General features: G+C 71.6%; 3 protein-coding genes. 2 read left to right on the top strand and 1 reads right to left on the bottom strand.

What is annotated here, in order from left to right:
* Window positions 1-100: 100 nt before the first annotated feature.
* Window positions 101-538, bottom strand: coding sequence for a DUF2383 domain-containing protein (locus tag K8640_RS07720; protein ID WP_046712600.1), 438 nt, complete (start codon window positions 536-538; stop codon window positions 101-103).
* Window positions 539-808: 270 nt separating this feature from the next.
* On the opposite strand from K8640_RS07720, the gene K8640_RS07715 reads away from it, so the two are divergent.
* A complete protein-coding gene (locus tag K8640_RS07715) occupies window positions 809-2,236 on the top strand; it encodes an MFS transporter (RefSeq protein WP_223746484.1) in 1,428 nt (475 codons plus the stop codon).
* A 49-nt stretch (window positions 2,237-2,285) separates the two neighbouring features.
* A partial coding sequence (locus K8640_RS07710) for a non-ribosomal peptide synthase/polyketide synthase (RefSeq protein WP_223746483.1) occupies window positions 2,286-17,584 on the top strand: 15,299 nt, incomplete at its 3' end.

Raw genomic sequence — 17,584 nt, 5'->3', positions numbered from 1 at the left:
AGGTCACAGGCATTCCCGAAAGTTGAGAGCCCCAACAAAAGCGGGCCCGGACCCGCGACGCGCGCAGGCCCGGGCCCAGGTGAGGGGGGCGCCCCAGGCCTCAGTGCAGGGTGTGCTTCAGGTGGCTGAGCTTCTTGTGCGTGCTCTTCTGCTTGGGCAACAGCTCCATGCGCACGAAGCGGCGCAAGTCGCCGTGGACCTTGCCCGCGTTCTGCTCGTAGTCGCGAAGGCCCTTGTCCTCGCCCTCCTCCAGGGCGGAGATGGCCTTGTCCTCGCCCAGGAGGTCCGCGCCGCCCTGGACCACCTTCGCGAAGACGCCCCACACGCCCGAGCCCTCCGCGGGCTCACCGTCGAGCTGCCGGATGCGCTCCTTGAGCGCCTCCACGCGCTGCTCGTGGTCCTTCAGGCACTCCTCGAGCGTGCGCCGCCGCACGTCGTGCTCGATGTGCCCCATCGCCTGGCGGTAGGTCTCCACCGCTGAAATCTCGCCCCGCAAGAAGGAATTGAGCGTCTCGACATCCTTGCCAGCCTGAGCCATCGACGGCCTCCTGGTGAGGGTGAACGGATTGCTGTTCCAAGAAGTTGAGGCGCGGCCGGCGGCTCGCAACGAGGGCCCCCTCCCCCGCCACCTCCCCCGGGCCACACGCACCGTCCGTGTTTCCACGCGGGCCGGCGCGACTGTCCGGGTAGTCTGTTTGCAAGAATGCGTCAGGGCTGTGAAGCTGATCCCAGAGTACCCCGGTTCCTGTGCCGTGCCCCTGGCCCGTGGGAAGCTGGCCAGGCAACCCAGCTCGCTCCTCCTCGACGAATGACCGCCCCGTCGCCTGCTTCACCGTCGCGCCCGCTGCTCACGTTCGCCCTGGTCTGGCTGGGTCAGTTCGTCTCCCTGTTCGGCTCCGGGCTGACATCGTTCGCGCTGGGCGCGTACGTCTACCAGCTCACCGGCTCCACGACGCGCTTCGTGCTCATCTCGTTCTGCGCGACGCTGCCGTTGGCGGTGTTGTCGCCGTTCGCGGGCGTGCTGGTGGACCGGTGGGACCGGCGCAAGGCGATGCTCTGGAGCGACGTGGGCTCGGGCGTCACCACGGGGCTCATCTGGACGCTGCTGATGGCGGACAACGCCGGCTGGCTGAAGTTCCAGAGCTGGTACATGTACCCCATCGTCCTGCTGGGCGGCTGTTGCACGGCGTTCCGGTGGCCCGCGTGGCAGGCGACGACGCCGCTGCTCATCCCCAAGCGGCACCTGGGGCGCGCCAGCGGACTGGCGGAGCTGGGCGCGGCCATCAGCCAGATTGCCTCGCCGGTGTTCGCGGGCGTGCTGGTGGGCAGCATCGGCCTGCACGGCGTGCTCTTCATGGACGTGCTGAGCTTCCTGTTCGCCGCGAGCGTGCTCGTCGCGGTGCGCTTCCCGGCACCACCGCCGAGCGCGGCGCGGGCTCCGGGCAAGCGCTCCATGCGCGCGGAGCTCGCCGAGGCGTGGCGCTTCGTGCGCGAGCGGCGGGGGCTGACGTACCTGCTGTGTTTCACCACGTTCACCAACGCGAGCATGGCGCTGGTGCTGCTGCTCATCACGCCGCTGGTGCTGAGCTTCACGGACGTGAAGAACCTGGGCGTCATCGGCTCCGTGTCCGGCCTGGGCATGCTGGCCGGGGGCGTGCTCACCAGCGTGTGGGGCGGCCCCAAGCAGCGCATGCGGGGCGTGGCGGGCTTCCCGCTCATCGCCGCGACGATGTTGCTGCTGGCCGCGCTGCCCCCCAGCGTTGCGTTGCTCGCCACGGCGGCGATGCTGTTCCTGTTCTCCATGCCGCTCACCGCGGCCAACTCGCAGGTGCTCTGGCAGACGAAGGTGCCGCTGGAGATCCAGGGCCGGGTGGCCGCGCTGCGAAAGACGGTGGGCCAGTCCGCGGTGCTGCTGGTCACGCTGGTGGCGGGTCCGCTGGCCGACCGTGTCTTCGAGCCGTGGATGGCTCCGGGCGGCGCGCTGGCGGACAGCATGGGGCGCCTTCTGGGCACCGGCCCCGGCCGCGGCATCGCGCTCCTCTTCGTCGTCATCGGCCTCACGGTGTTGTGCGCCGTGGGCCTGCTGCTTTCGTCCCCTCGCGCGCGGCGCGTCCAGGAAGAGCTTCCGGACGTGATTCCCTCCCATCCGCTCGCCTCGACGCTTCCTTCCGAACCGCCCGCGGCCAACGCCGTGCCCGAGAACAGGCTCTCGGCGACGGGGAACACCCCGTCTTGAGCACGTCGCGGTTCTGGCCGTCCGCGCCCATGTATCCACTGGAGTATCCGTGAGCACGCGCATCGACTCTCCGACGTCCGTCGGCCCCGTCACCCCATCCGACGCCCCCGTGGCCGCCTCCGGCTCGCCGCTGGTGGTCCTGCGCGCCGGTGACGAGAAGACTCCGCCGATCTACCTCGTGCATCCGCTGGACGGCCGGCTGGACTGCTACGCCGCGCTCGCCGGGCACGCGCCCGCGTCCCAGCCCGTGCTGGGCTTCCAGGCGCGAGGCCTCACCGATGGCCGCGCCCCGCTGGAGTCGCTGGAGGCGATGGCCGTCTTCTACGTGGAGGCGCTGCGCGCCGAGCGGCCCGAGGGGCCCTACCACCTCGCGGGCTGGGCGCTGGGCGCCGTCATCGCGTGGGAGATGGCACGCCTGCTCCAGCGCGACGGGCACGCCGCGCGGCTCACGCTGCTCGAGCCGCCGCCCGTGGCACCCGACCGGAGCGTGTCCGCCACCGCGCTCGCGGCCCACGCGGCCCTGTTCGCGAGGGACCTGGCGCTCCAGGGGGGACTGGCTCCGCTGGAGCTGCCCGCGGCGCTCACCACGGGGAAGGACCCGGAGCCCCTGCTCTCGCACCTGCATGGCGCGGGGCTGCTGCCCGAGGGCACGCCCATCGAGTCCCTGCGCGCGCGCTTCAAGGTCTTCTCCGCGCACCTGCGCGCCGCCCGCCGCTACGTCCCGGAGCCCTTCCCCGGCTCCGCGCTCGTGATCCGCGCCGCGGAGGCCACCGGGGCCAGCGACACCGAGCAGGACCGGGGCTGGGCGGTGCTGGCGGAGGAGGGCTCACGGCTCGAGGTGACGCCGGGTGACGGCTACACGCTGCTGCGCGAGCCGCACGTGAAGGCGCTCGCCGCCCGGCTCTTCGACGCCGCGCGCGCGGGCGAGGGACCCATCCCCACGGGGCATGGCGACGGCGCGCCGCTGTCCTACGCGCAGCAGCGGCTGTGGTTCCTGGACCAGCTCCAGCCGGGCAGCCCCGCGTACAACATGTTCTACGGCCTGCGCTTCACCGGGCCGCTGGAGCACGCGCTGCTGGAGCGCGCCTTCACGGAGCTGACGCGGCGCCACCAGACGCTGCGCACCACGTTCCGTGCGTTGCCGGAAGGCCCCGTGCAGGCGGTCTCCGAGCCCGCGCCGTTCAGCATCCCGGTGGTGGACCTGCGCGTGCTGTCGCCGGAGGAGCGCGACGCCCAGGCCCAGCGCCTGGCGGACCAGGCGGCGCGCACGCCCTTCGACCTGGCGTCGGGACCGCTCTTGCGCGCGACGCTCTTGAAGCTGGACGCACACGAGCACGTGCTGCTCATGGTCATCCACCACATCATCTCGGATGGGTGGTCCATCGGCGTGCTCACGCAGGAGGTCCCCGCGCTCTACCTGGCCTTCGCGCGGGGACAGCCAACGCCGCTGCCCGAGCTGCCCGTGCAGTACGCGGACTTCTCCGTGTGGCAGCGCGGGTGGCTGACGGGGGACGTGCTCGAGTCGCAGCTGGCGTACTGGCGCACGCAGCTGGCCGACGCGCCGCACGCGCTGGAGCTGCCCACCGACAGGCCCCGCCCGCCCATCCAGACCCTGCGCGGCGACATGCTGCGCGTGGACATCCCGGAGACGCTGGCGCCGGCCGTCTACGCGCTGTGCCGCGAGGAGGGCGTCACGCCCTTCATGGTGCTGCTGGCCACGTTCCAGACGCTGCTGGCGCGCTACTCCGGCCAGGACGACATCATCGTCGGCTCGCCCATCGCCAACCGCACGCGCGCGGACCTGGAAGGGCTCATCGGCTTCTTCGCCAACACGCTCGCGCTGCGCGCCCGCTTCAAGCCGGGCATGACGTTCCGCGAGCTGCTCCTCCAGGTGCGCGAGACGACGCTGGGCGCGTACGCGCACCAGGACGTCCCGTTCGAGAAGCTGGTGGACGAGCTGCGTCCGGAGCGGGACCAGAGCCGCACGCCGCTGTTCCAGGTGATGCTCGCCCTGCTCAACACGCCGAAGGCGGTGGGCCAGGACGACGGGAGCTCCGCGCTGAAGGTCCGCCCGCTGGACGCCATCAGCGGCACGTCGAAGTTCGACCTGACGCTGCTGATGTCCGATGACGGCACCGCCTTCCACGCGGTGTTCGAGTACAACCTGGACCTCTTCGACACGGCCACCATCCAGCGGATGGCCACGCGGCTGGTGCGCCTGCTGGAGGCCGCCGTCCGCGAGCCGGGCCAGTCCGTCTTCCGGCTGCCCCTGCTCGAGGACGCCGAGCGCCACCAGCTGCTCGTCGACTGGAACGACACGTCGAAAGGCGACTTCACGCCCTCGCCCATCCACGTCCCCGTGGAGGCGCAGGCCCGCCGCACGCCCGACGCCGTCGCCATCACGGATGGCACCCACGCGCTCACGTACGCGGAGCTGGACACGCGGGCCAACCAGCTCGCCTGGCACCTGCGCGCGCGCGGCGTCGCGACCGGGAGCACCGTCGGCATCTGCCTGGAGAAGTCGCTCGACATGGCCATCGCCGTCCTGGCCACGCTCAAGGCCGGGGCCAACTACCTGGCGCTGGACCCGACCTACCCCTCCGAGCGGCTGGCCTACATGCTCGCGGACACGCTCGCGCCCGTGGTCCTCACGCACTCGAGCCTGAAGTCCGCCCTGCCCTTCCTGGAGTCCACCCGCGTCATCACGCTGGATGACGAGGCGGACGCGCTCGGACGGCAGCCGCGCCACGCGCCCGGCATCGACGTCCCGGTGGATGCCACCGTCTACGTCATCTACACCTCCGGCAGCACGGGCCTGCCCAAGGGCATCGTCATGCCCCACCGCGCGCTGAGCTCGCTGCTGACGTGGCAGGTGGGCCAGTCCGCGCTGCCCGGGGCCACGACGCTCCAGTTCGCGTCGCTCAACTTCGACGTCTCCGTGCAGGAGCTCTTCTCCACCTGGTGGACGGGCGGCACCGTCGCCCTGCCCACCGGGGCGCTGCGCCAGGACATCCCCGCGCTGCTCGACTTCATGCACCAGCAGGGCGTCGCGCGGCTCTTCCTCCCGTTCGTCGCGCTGCAGGCCATGGCGGACGCCGTCGCGCACGGGGCGACTCTTCCCACCGCGCTGCGCGAGGTGGTCACCGCCGGCGAGCAGCTGCAGGTGAGCGCCAGCGTCGTGGCCTTCTTCGAGAAGCTCCCGGGCTGCTCCCTGGAGAACCAGTACGGCCCCTCCGAGGCCCACGTCGTCACCGCGTTCCGCCTGCGCGGCGAGCCCGCGGCCTGGCCTCCCCTGCCGTCCGTCGGAAGCCCCGTGGGCCACACGCGCATCTACCTGTTGGACGCGCTGGGACAGCCGGTGCCCGTGGGCGTCGCCGGTGAGGTGTACGTCGGCGGTGAGCACCTGGCGCATGGCTACCAGCGCAAGGCGGACGTCACCGCGCGCAGCTTCGTGCCGGACCCGTTCTCGCGGACGCCGGGCGCGCGGCTGTACCGCACCGGTGACGCCGCTCGCTGGCGCGCGGACGGGACGCTCGACTTCCTGGGCCGCCTGGACTCGCAGGTGAAGCTGCGCGGCTTCCGCATCGAGCTGGGCGAGGTGGAGACGGTGCTGCGCTCCGCGCCGGGGCTGCGTGACGCGGCCGTGGTGGTGCGCGAGGACGTCCCGGGGGACCGGCGGCTCGTCGGCTACGTCGTCTCCGCCTCGGACGCGGCGCCGGACGTCGAGGCCCTCCGCGTCTTCCTGCAGGAGCGGCTGCCCGAGTACATGGTGCCCAACGCGTTCGTCGCGCTGGAGGCGCTCCCGCTCACGCCCAGCGGAAAGCTCGCGCGCAAGCGGCTGCCCGCTCCGGACGCGGAGAGCCTGCGCGGCGGCGCCTTCGCCCCGCCGCGCACGCCGCTGGAGGAGAAGCTCGCGACGCTCTTCGCGGACGTGTTGCACGTGCCGCGCGTGAGCGTCACCGACAACTTCTTCGCGCTCGGGGGGCACTCCCTGCTCGCCACGCAGGTGGTGTCGCGCGTGCGCTCCGCGCTCGGCGTGGAGCTGCCGCTTCGCACCGTCTTCGGCGCGCCCACCGTCGCGGCGCTCGCGGCGCAGATCGACACGATGCTGCTGATGTCGGGCAAGCGGCAGCCCCCTCCGCTCGTCCCCGTGCCGCGCTCCGGGCCCCTGCCGCTGTCCTTCGCGCAGCAGCGCCTGTGGTTCCTCGACCAGCTCCAGCCCGGCACCGCGACGTACAACATGCCGTCGTTCGTCCGGCTGGACGGACCGCTGGACCGCGCCGCGCTCCAGCGCGCCTTCGACGAGCTGGTGCGGCGTCACGAGGCGCTGCGCACCACGTTCCTCCAGCAGAACGACGAGCCCTACCAGCTCATCGCGCCGCAGGGCGAGCTGCCCGTGACGCACGTGGACCTGAAGGCCCTGGAGGCCGAGGCGAAGCAGCGGGAGGTGGAGCGCCTGCTCCACGAGGAGTACCTGCGCCCCTTCAACCTCTCCACCGGGCCGCTGGTGCGCGCGCTGGTGCTGGAGCTGACCCCGACGGAGCGCATCCTCGCGCTCAACATGCACCACATCGTCTCCGACGGCTGGTCCATGGGCGTGCTCGTCCAGGAGGTCGGCGCGCTCTACGGCGCGTTCGCGATGGGGCTGCCGTCGCCGCTGCCCCCGCTGGCCCTCCAGTACGCCGACTACGCCGTGTGGCAGCGCGACTGGCTCAAGGGTGAGGTGCTGGAGCAGCAGCTCGCGTGGTGGCGGGGACGGCTGGGCGGAGTGCCGCCGCTGGAGCTGCCCATCGACAAGCCCCGGCCTCCGGTGCAGACGTTCAACGGAAGCCAGGCGCCCATCACCTTGAAGCCGGAGGTCTCCCGGCGGCTGAAGACGCTGTGCAACCGCGAGGGGACCACGCCGTTCATGGCGCTGCTCGCCGCGTGGCAGCTGCTGCTCTCGCGGCACACGGGCCAGGACGACATCGCCGTCGGCTCGCCCATCGCGGGCCGGCAGCGCGCGGAGCTCGAGGGCCTCATCGGCTTCTTCGTCAACACGCTGGTCTTCCGCGCGCGCGTGGATGCGCGGGCGTCCTTCCTGACGCTGCTCCGGCAGGTGAAGGAGAACGCGCTCGGCGCCTACGCGCACCAGGACGTCCCCTTCGAGCGGCTGGTCGAAGAGCTCCAGGTCCGCCGGGACCTGAGCCGCAGCCCGCTGTTCCAGGTCCTCTTCGCGCTCCAGAACACGCCCGGCACCTCCGCCCAGAAGCAGGACACGGCGCTCGAGCCCGTGGAGGTGAAGGACACCGTCATCAAGTTCGAGCTGGAGCTGAACTTCGTGGACGGGCCCGAGGGGTTCCTCGGCGCGCTGACCTACAACACGGACCTGTTCGAGCACGCCACCATCGCGCGCATGGCGCGGCACTTCGAGGTGCTCGTCGAGGCCGTCGTCGCCCGGCCCGACGCGCCCCTGGCCACGCTCTCCATGCTGCCGGAGGAGGAGTCCCGTCAGCTCCTCGTCGACTGGGCCTCCACGCCCGCCCGCGTCCCGGTGGACGTCACGCTGCCGGAGGTCTTCTCCCGCGTGGCGGCCGAGCGGCCCGACGCCACCGCGCTCCTCTTCGGCGACACCACCGTCACCTACCGGCAGCTCGACGAGCGCTCGAACCAGCTCGCCCGGCACCTGCGCTCGCTCGGCGTCACCACCGACTGCCGCGTCGCCGTCTCGCTGGAGCGCTCGCCCGAGCTCATCGTCGCCCTGGTCGCCATCCTCAAGGCCGGCGCGGCCTACGTCCCGCTCGACACGTCCTATCCGCGGGAGCGGCTGGTCTTGATGCTCGAGGACTCGAGCCCCGACGCGCTCGTCACCACGGGCGCGCTGCGCTCCCTGCTCCCCGCGGACGGGCTCACGTGCGTGCTGCTCGAGGAGGCCCCGCTGGACGGCCTCGCCTCCACGCCGCTCGCGCCCGCCGCGCACCCGCATTCGCTGGCCTACATCGACTTCACGTCCGGCTCCACGGGCAGGCCCAAGGGTGTCGCCTGCACCCATCGCGGCGTCATCCACACGCTGGTCGGCATCGACTACACCCGCTTCGGGCCCGAGCAGACGCACCTGATGCTCGCGCCCATCTCCTTCGACGCCTCCACGTTCGAAGTCTGGGGCGCGCTGCTGCACGGCGCGCGGCTGGCCCTCCTGCCGCCGAGGACGCCGTCGCTCGAGGAGCTGTTCCAGACTGTCGCCCGCCACGGCGTCACCACGCTCTGGGCCACCAGCGGTCTGTTCTCGCAGCTCGTCGAGAGCCGCCTCCCCGTGCCCGCCTGCCTTCAGCGCCTCCTCACCGGTGGCGACGTCGTCTCCGCGCTGAACGCGCGCCGCGCCGTGGCGGGCTGGGGCATCCAGGTCACCAACTGCTACGGCCCCACCGAAATCACCGTCGTCGCCACGACCTTCACCGTCGCGAGCCCCGACGACGTCGGCGTCTCCGTCCCCATCGGCCGTCCGACGAACGGAACGCACCTGCGCGTCCTCGACGCGTCGCTGCAGCCCGTGCCCGTCGGCGTGACGGGGGAGCTGTTCATCGGCGGTGACGGCCTCGCGCGAGGCTACGTCGGCCAGCCCACCTTCACCGCGGAGCGCTTCGTCCCGGACCCGTTCTCCACCGTGCCCGGGGCGCGCCTCTACCGCTCCGGCGACCTGGTGCGCTGGAGGCAGGACGGCGCGCTGGACTTCGTCGGCCGCGCGGATGCGCAGGTCAAGGTCCGCGGCTTCCGCATCGAGCTGTCCGAAGTCGAGGCGGGGCTGCTCTCCCATGCCTCCGTGCGCGAGGCCGTGGCCATCGCCCGCGAGGACGTCCCCGGCGACAAGCGCCTCGTCGGTTACTTCGTCTCGGACGAGCTCGACGCCGTCACCCTCCGGGCCTTCCTCAAGTCGCGACTGCCCGAGTTCATGGTGCCGTCGTCCCTGCTGCGGCTCGAGGCGTTCCCGCTCACCGCGAACGGGAAGGTGGACCGCAAGGCGCTGCCTCCGCCCGAGGCCGTCCTCACGCCGACGTCCTCCGCCGAGCTCGTCCCGCCGCGGACGCTCACCGAGGAGCGGCTCGCCACACTCTGGATGCAGATCCTCCGCGTCCCGCGCATCGGCGTCACCGACGACTTCTTCTCGCTGGGAGGACACTCCCTGCTGGCCACGCAGCTCGTGTCGCGCATCCGCACGGCCTTCCAGGCGGAGCTCGCGCTGAGGGAGCTGTTCGAGGCGCCCACCATCGAGACCCTGGCCGCCCGGCTCGACGCGATGGCGCTCGCGGGCAAGGGGCCGGTGCGTCCGCCGCTGCTCCTGGTGCCGCGCGATGGCGCCCCGCTGCCGCTGTCCTTCGCGCAGCAGCGCCTGTGGTTCCTGGACCGGTTCCAGCCCGACAGCCCGTTCTACAACGTGCCGTCCGCGCTCCCCCTCGACGGAGCGTTGGACCTGCACGCGCTGGAGAAGGGCATCCAGGCGCTCGTGCAACGACACGAGGCCCTGCGCACCAGCTTCCACGTGCAGCCGGACGGAGTGCCCTTCCAGCGCATCCACGAGCACGCGGAGCTCCGCCTCCCCATCGTCGACCTGAGCACGCTTCCGGAAGCGGAGCGCGAGGCCCGGGCGTTCGAGCTGGCCGCGGCCGAGGCCCAGAAGCCCTTCGACCTGGGACAGGCGCCCCTCCTCCGCGCCTCCGTGCTGCGCCTGTCCGACGAGCGCCACGTGCTGCTCGTCACCCAGCACCACATCATCTCCGACGCGTGGTCCAACGGCATCATCTCGCGCGAGATTGGCGTGCTCTACGACGCCTTCGCGCGCGGGCAGCCCTCTCCGCTGCCGCCGCTGACGTACCAGTACGCGGACTACGCCGTGTGGCAGCGAGGCTGGCTGCAGGGCGAGGTGCTCGCGCGGCAGGTCGGGTGGTGGAGGACGCAGCTGGAGGGCGCGCCGCGGGTGCTGGAGCTGCCCACGGACAGGCCCCGGCCGCCCGTGCAGACGGCGAACGGCTCGACGCTCAACATCCGCCTCGGACGCGAGCTCACCGCGCGGCTCCAGGCGATGTGCAAGCGCGAGGGCGTCACGCCGTTCATGGCGCTGCTGGCCTCCTTCCAGGTGCTGCTCGCCCGCTACTCCGGTCAGGACGACATCGTCGTCGGCTCGCCCATCGCCAACCGGCACCAGTCCGAGGTGGAGGGAATCGTCGGGTTCTTCGTCAACACGCTCGCCCTGCGCGCCCGGCTCACGCCCGGCCTGAGCTTCCGTGAGCTGCTGAAGCAGGTGCGTGACACGACGCTGGGGGCCTATGCCCATCAGGACGTGCCCTTCGAGAAGCTGGTGGAGGAGCTGCGGCCCGAGCGCGACCTGAGCCGCTCTCCGCTCTTCCAGGCCCTGCTCGCGCTCCAGACCTACGAGCGCACCGGCGGCGACGGCGGCGACTCCGACACGCTGGACGTGGACAGCGGCACCGCCAAGTTCGACGTGTCCCTGCTCCTGTTCGACTCCGGCAACGACATCGGAGGCATGCTCGAGTTCAACACGGACCTGTTCGACCGGAGCACGGCGGAGCGGATGCGGTCGCACTGGACGCGGCTGCTCACGTCCGTCGTGGACGCCCCCGAGCAGTCCATCTGGAGCGCCCCGCTGTTGGCCGAGGAGGAGCGCGGCAGGCTCCTGGTTGACTGGAACAGCACCGCGAAGGGACCGCACACCGCCACGCCCATCCACGAGCCCGTGAGCGCGCGCGCCAGGCTCACGCCGGACGTCATCGCGGTCACCGATGGGACGCGCGCGCTCACCTACGCGCAGCTCGAAGGCCGCGCCAACCAGCTCGCGCATCGGCTGCTCGCGCTCGGCGTCGAGGCGGGTGTGCCCGTGGGCATCTGCCTGGACAAGTCGTTGGACATGACCGTCGCCGTGCTGGCGTCGCTCAAGGCCGGCGCGTCCTACCTCCCGTTGGACCCGAACTACCCCGCCGAGCGCCTGGCCTTCATGCTCGAGGACTCGGCGACGCCCGTCGTCCTGTCGCACTCCACGCTGCGCGCCTCGGTGCCCGCGTCACGCGCGAGGCTCGTGCTGCTGGATGAGGAGGCACAGGACCTGGCCACCCGGTCCACGCACGCCCCGGAGGTCTTCGTCTCGCCGGAGTCCCCCGCCTACGTCATCTACACGTCGGGCTCCACGGGCAGGCCCAAGGGCGTCGCGCTGCCGCACCGCGCGCTGAGCCACCTGCTGACGTGGCAGCTGAGTCAGTCGCCAGTGCCCTCGGCGACCACGCTCCAGTTCGCGTCGCTCAGCTTCGACGTCTCCTGCCAGGAGCTGTTCTCCACGTGGTGGGCCGGCGGCACGCTGGTGCTCCCCACGGGAGGACTGCGTCAGGACATCCCCGCGCTGCTCGACTTCATGCACCGGCAGGGCGTCGCGCGGCTCTTCCTCCCCTTCGTCGCGCTCCAGGCCATGGCGGACGCCGTCGCGCACGGCGCCACGCTGCCGGTCGCGCTGCGCGAAGTCGTCACCGCCGGTGAGCAGCTCCAGGTGACGCCCGCGCTGGTGGCGTTCTTCGAGCGGCTCCCGGGCTGCATCCTGGAGAACCAGTACGGCCCATCGGAGACGCACGTCGTCTCGGCGTTCCGACTCCAGGGCCCTCCCGCGTCCTGGCCCCGGCTGCCGTCCATCGGCGGCCCGTTGCCGCACACGCAGCTCTACGTGCTGGACGCGCTCGGACAGCCGACGCCCGTGGGCGTTCCCGGCGAGCTGTTCATCGGCGGCGCCCACCTCGCGCTGGGGTACGCGGGCCGCCCCGAGCTGACGGCGGAGAAGTTCGTCCCCCATCCGTTCAGTCCCACGCCGGGCGCGCGGCTCTATCGCACGGGCGACTCCGCGCGGTGGAAGGCGGACGGCACCGTCGAGTTCCTCGGCCGCCTGGATGGTCAGGTGAAGCTGCGTGGCTTCCGCGTGGAGCTGGGCGAGGTCGAGTCCGCGCTGCGCGCCCTCCCGGGCATCCGCGATGCGGCCGCCACGGTCCGCGAGGACGTCCCCGGCCTCAAGCGCCTCGTGGGGTATCTGGTGCCCACGGCCGAGTCCGCGTCGCCGGGCCTCGAAGCCCTGAGGGCCGCGCTCCTCCAGCGCCTGCCCGAGTACATGGTGCCCTCCGCGTTCGTCACGCTGGAGGCGCTCCCCCTCACGCCGAGCGGCAAGGTGGCGCGCCGCCAGCTGCCCGCGCCGGAGGTGAGCGAGCAGGAGCGCGAGGCGCCCTACATCGCGCCCCGGACACCCCGGGAGGAGAAGCTCGCGGAGATCTTCTCCAACGTGCTGCACGTGCCGAAGGTGAGCATCACCGACAACTTCTTCGCGCTCGGTGGGCACTCGCTGCTGGCCACGCAGGTCATCTCGCGCGTCCGCTCGGCGTTCGAGCTGGAGCTGCCGTTGCGCGCGCTCTTCGAGGCGCCGACGGTGGCCGCCCTCGCCGCCCGCATCGAGGACGAGACACCTGGAGCCGGCCGCGCGCCTCCCCTCATCGCCGTGCCGCGCGACGGCGCGGTGCCGCTGTCCTTCGCCCAGCTGCGCCTCTGGTTCATCGACCAGTTCCAGCCCGGCGGCGCCGCGTACCACATGCCGTCGTTCGTCCGGCTGGAGGGACCGCTCGACACGGCGGCGCTCCAGCGCGCCTTCGACGAGCTGGTGCGGCGTCATGAGGCGCTGCGCACCACGTTCTTCCAGCAGGACGACCAGCCCTTCCAGCGCATCGCGCCGCACGGCGAGCTGCCGCTGGCCCGAGTGGACCTCCAGTCCCTGGAGTCCACACAGGCCCACGCGGAGGTGAAGCGCCTGCTCCTCGAGGAGCTCGCCCGCCCCTTCAACCTGTCCACCGGGCCGCTCATCCGCGCCCAGCTCCTGGCCCTGTCACCCACCGAGCACGTGCTCGCGCTCAACATGCACCACATCGTCTCCGACGGTTGGTCCATGGGCGTGCTCATCCAGGAGGTCGCCGCCCTCTACGACGCCTTCGCGCACGGCAAGCCGTCACCGCTGCCGCCGCTGACGCTCCAGTACGCCGACTACGCCATCTGGCAGCGCGCCTGGCTCCAGGGTGACGTGCTGGAGGGACAGCTCTCCTACTGGCGCCGTCAGCTCGCCGGCGTCACGGCCCTGGACCTGCCCACGGACAAGTCGCGGCCGCTGGTCATGTCCTCGCGCGGTGGCAATGTCGGCGTCTTCCTGCCGGCCACCACGGCGAGGAAGCTCGCGGAGCTGTGCCAGCGCGAGGGCGCCACGCCGTTCATGGTGCTGCTCGCCGCGTGGCAGGTGCTGCTGTCGCGCTACTCGGGCCAGGACGACGTCACCGTCGGTTCTCCCATCGCGGGCCGTCAGCGCGCGGAGCTCGAGGGCCTCATCGGCTTCTTCGTCAACACGCTCGTCTTCCGCGCGCGCATCGATGGGCAGGCGTCGTTCCAGCACCTGCTCAAGCAGGTGAAGGAGTCCGCGCTCGGCGCCTACGCGCATCAGGACGTGCCGTTCGAGCGTCTGGTGGAGGTGCTCCAGCCCGCGCGTGACTTGAGCCGCAGCCCGCTGTTCCAGGTCCTGTTCTCGCTCCAGAACACGCCGGCCTCGGCCATCCAGAAGCAGGAGCTGACGCTCAGCCCCGTCGACATCGACGACACCACGTCCAAGTTCGAGCTCAACCTCAACCTCGTGGAGCTGCCGGACGGATATGCCGGCTCGCTCGGCTACAACTCCGACCTGTTCGAGCACGCCACCATCGAGCGGCTCGCGCTCCACTTCACCCAGCTGGTCGAGTCCCTCGTCTCGCGCCCCGACGCGCCCATCGCCGGCCATGCGCTGCTCACCGCGCACGAGCAGCGGAAGGTCCTGGTCGAATGGAACGACACGCGTTGGGACATCCCCACGGAGCCCTTCGTCCACCGGCTCGTGGAACAGCAGGCGCGGCTCACGCCCGAGGCCGTCGCGGTCCTCTCCGATGACGGAGCGCTCACGTACCGTCAGCTCGAGGCGCGCGCGAACCAGCTCGCGCGGCTTTTGGTCTCCCGTGGCGTGAAGCCGGGAGACTTCGTCGCCCTCCTCTCGCACCGCACGCTCCAGCTCCCCGTCTGCCTGTTCGCCATCCTCAAGGCGGGCGCCGCGTACATCCCGCTCTCGCCCGACTATCCGCGCGAGCGCCTGGCCTTCATGCTCCGCGACAGCGGCGCGCGGTTGGTGCTCACCCAGGAGTCCCTGCTCGACCTGCTGCCCGAAGGTGTCACGGCCGAGCGGCTGGACTCCGCGGAGCACCAGGAGGCCCTCGCGCGCGAATCCACCGAGCCGCTCTCCGCGCGTCACGAGCCCGAGGCGCCGGCGTATGTCATCTACACGTCCGGCTCCACGGGTCAGCCCAAGGGCGTGCTCATCCCGCATCGAGCCCTCGCCAACCACATGGCGTGGTTCCTCGAGGCCTTCCCGCTCACGGCCCAGGACAAGGTGCTCCTCAAGACGCCGCTGGCCTTCGACGCCTCCGTCTGGGAGTGCTGGGCGCCGCTGCTCGTCGGCGCGCCGCTGGTCCTCGCGCCGCGGGATGCACACCGCGACGCCGCGCTGCTGCTCGACTCCGTCATCCGGCACGGCATCACCGTGCTCCAACTGGTTCCGTCGCTGCTGCGCTTCGCGCTGGATGAGCCCTCGCTGTCGCGTGTCACGTCGCTGAAGTGGCTGTTCTGCGGAGGCGAGGCGCTGTCCACGTCGCTCGCATCGAAGGTCCGTGAGCAGCTCTCCAGCACGCGGCTGGTCAACCTCTACGGCCCCACGGAAGTCACCATCGATTCGACGTCCACCGTCGTGGGCGAGGCCGTGGCAGGAGGCTCCATCCCCATCGGCCGCCCGGTCGCCAACACGCGTGCCTACGTCCTGGACGGCGCGCTGCACCCCGTGCCCGCGGGCGTCCCGGGCGAGCTGTATCTGGGCGGCGCGCAGGTGGCACTCGGGTACCTCGGCAGGCCCGCGCTCACCGCGGAGCGCTTCATCCCCGACCCGTTCGCTTCCACGCCCGGGGCGCGGCTCTATCGCACGGGTGACCGGGCGAGGTGGCTCGCCGAGGGACAGCTCGAGTACCTCGGCCGCACCGACTTCCAGGTGAAGCTGCGCGGTCTGCGCATCGAACTGGGGGAGATCGAGACCGCGCTCCGCACTCAACCGGGCATTCGCGACGCCGTCGTCCTGGTGCGTGAGGACGTGCCCGGCCAGCACCGACTCGTCGCCTACCTCGTGCCCGGGGCGGTCGACACCGTGGCCCTGGTGGCCGCGCTGCGCGAGCACCTGCCCGAGTACATGCTGCCCACGGTCTTCGTGCCCCTGGAGGCCCTGCCGCTGACGCCCAACGGCAAGGTCGACCGGCAGGCCCTGCCCGTTCCGGAGCAGAGCGCCGAGGACACGCTCTTCGTCGCGCCGCGTGACGTGCTCGAGACGGCCCTCGCCGGCATCTGGGCCGAGGTCCTCCAGCTCGACCGGGTCAGCGTCACCGCCAACTTCTTCTCCCTGGGCGGACATTCGCTGCTGGCCACGCAGGTGGTCTCCCGCGTGCGCAGGACGCTCGACCTGGAGCTGCCGCTGCGCGCGCTCTTCGAGTCGCCCACCGTCGCCACGCTCGCCGCTCGACTCGCGCAGACCTCCGGCACGTCCGCGGGCACGAAGACACCCGCGCTGGTGCCGGTGCCACGCTCGGGAGAGCTGCCGCTGTCCTTCGCCCAGCAGCGCCTGTGGCTCATCGACCAGTTGGAGCCGGGCAGCTCGACGTACAACATCCCGCTCGCGCTGCTCCTTCAGGGGCCGCTCGACGTGGTGGCGCTCCAGGGTGCCTTCACGGCGCTCGTCGACCGACACGAGGCCCTCCGCACCACGTTCGTGACGCACGAGGGCGCTCCGCGTCAGCACATCCACGCCTCCTCTCCGGTCCACCTGGCCGTGGTGGATCTCCAGTCGCATCCCGAGGTGACTCGGCTCGACGAGGCTCACCGACGGGTGAGCGAGGAGGCCTCGCGCCCGTTCGACCTGGAGTGCGGCCCGGTGCTGCGCGTGCTCCTGCTGAAGCTGGAGGCCGAGCGGCACGTGCTCGTGGGGACGGTGCACCACATCGCGTCGGATGGTTGGTCCATGGGCGTGCTGCTCCGTGAGCTGGCGGAGCTCTACTCCGCGAAGCTCAACGGACGGGCTTCGCAGTTGGAGCCCCTGCCCATCCAATACGCGGACTTCGCCGCGTGGCAGCGTGCATGGCTGCGTGACGAGGCGTTGGAGCGGCAGCTCTCGTATTGGAGGCAGCAGCTCGCGGACGCTCCGCCGTTCCTGGAGCTGCCCACGGACAAGCCCAGGCCTCCCGTGCAGACGAACCGGGGGGCCACGGTCCCCGTGCGTCTGCCTCGCTCCGTGGCGGAGCGACTCGCGGCCTTCTGCCAGCAAGAGGGCATCACGCCGTTCATGGCGCTTCTCGCCGTGTGGCAGGTGGTGCTGTCCCGCTACTCGGGGCAGGACGACATCGCCGTGGGCTCACCCATCGCGGGCCGCACGCGCGCGGAGACCGAGGGACTCATCGGCTTCTTCGTCAACACGCTGGTCCTGCGCACGCAGGTCCCCGCGTCGCTGCGCTTCCGTGAGCTGCTCGCGCGGGTGAAGCGCACCACGCTGTCCGCCTATGAGCACCAGGATGTGCCCTTCGAGAAGCTCGTCGAGGAGCTCAACCCCCACCGCACGCTCAGCCACTCGCCGCTGTTCCAGGTGATGCTCGTCCTGCAGAACGCGCCGACGACGAGCATGGAGGTGCGTGGAAGCACGGAGGTCAAGGCACCCTTGCGCCTGGAGGCGTTCGACTCGGGCGCCCCGAGCGCGAAGTTCGACCTCACCCTGACGCTGGGCGAGGGACTCGAAGGCGGACTGGGCTACCGCACGGACCTGTTCGAGGAGGCCACCATCATCCGGATGGTGGAGCACTTCGGAACGCTGCTCGAGGCCGCGCTCGGTTCGCCGGACTCACGGCTGAGCGAGCTGGAGATGTTGTCCGCCGAGGAGCGCCGCCGCGTGCTCGTCGATTGGAACTCGACGCGCCGGGAGATGCCCTGGAAGGGTGCCTTCCACGAGCTCTTCGAGGCCCAGGCCACCCTCACGCCTGACTCGCTCGCCGTCCTCGACGACTCCGCCTCCCTCTCCTTCTCTGTCCTCAACCGGCGCGCCAATCAGCTCGCGCACCTGCTTCGCGCTCGCGGCGTCGGGCCCGAAGTCCGGGTCGCATTCTGCCTGGAGCGCTCCGTCGACTCCCTCGTCGCCCTCCTCGCCATCCTCAAGGCCGGCGCCGCCTACGTCCCCCTCGACTCCGC

It is taken from the genome of Myxococcus sp. XM-1-1-1, from assembly GCF_020037095.1.
Taxonomy (GTDB): Bacteria; Myxococcota; Myxococcia; order Myxococcales; family Myxococcaceae; genus Myxococcus; species Myxococcus fulvus.
This window is presented reverse-complemented; position numbering and strand designations above follow the sequence as displayed.

What these genes read in the sequence shown, in the direction of transcription:
- K8640_RS07720 (WP_046712600.1), bottom strand. Translation starts at nt 538, where the DNA reads ATGGCTCAGGCTGGCAAGGATGTCGAGACGCTCAATTCCTTCTTGCGG.
- K8640_RS07715 (WP_223746484.1), top strand. Translation starts at nt 809, where the DNA reads ATGACCGCCCCGTCGCCTGCTTCACCGTCGCGCCCGCTGCTCACGTTC.